We start from the raw sequence: 567 nt of genomic DNA, 5'->3' as shown, positions 1-567 counted from the left end.
AAACTGCTGTAGCGGGTGTTACTGCAATATCGGCAACTGTTGGAGCATCTTCTAAACAGAAATCCTGTGTAGCTGATGTCGTAGTTGGTGTACCCGGATCGTTGACATTTACTGCTACAACCAATCTGGTGGCGCTCTCACAACCTGTAACAGCGTCTATAATCGTAGCATAATAATTTCCATCTGCCAAAGCATCTGTAGCAAGTAATGGCGTAGTGCTTGTAGCACTGCTATACCAAACTGCTGTAGCTGGGCTTACCGCAATATCCGCAACTGTTGGAGCGTCTTCCAAACAGAAATCCTGTGTAGCTGATGTTGTAGTTGGTGTACCCGGATCGTTAACATTTACTGCCACAACTAATCTGGTGGCGCTCTCACAACCTGTAACGGCGTCTATAATCGTAGCATAATAATTTCCATCTGCCAAAGCATCTGTAGCTAGTAATGGTGTAGTGCTTGTAGCACTGCTGTACCAAACTGCTGTAGCTGGTGTTACTGCAATATCCGCAACTGTTGGCGTATCTTCTAAACAGAAATCTTGTGTAGCCGATGTTGTGGTTGGTGTAC

General features: G+C 45.3%; 1 protein-coding gene. It reads right to left on the bottom strand.

What is annotated here, in order from left to right; translation table 11 throughout:
* A partial coding sequence (locus GON26_RS21500) for an Ig-like domain-containing protein (protein ID WP_449404281.1) occupies positions 1-567 on the bottom strand: 567 nt, incomplete at both ends.

Source organism: Flavobacterium hydrocarbonoxydans, from assembly GCF_009789235.1.
Classification (GTDB): domain Bacteria; phylum Bacteroidota; class Bacteroidia; order Flavobacteriales; family Flavobacteriaceae; genus Flavobacterium; species Flavobacterium hydrocarbonoxydans.
This window is presented reverse-complemented; position numbering and strand designations above follow the sequence as displayed.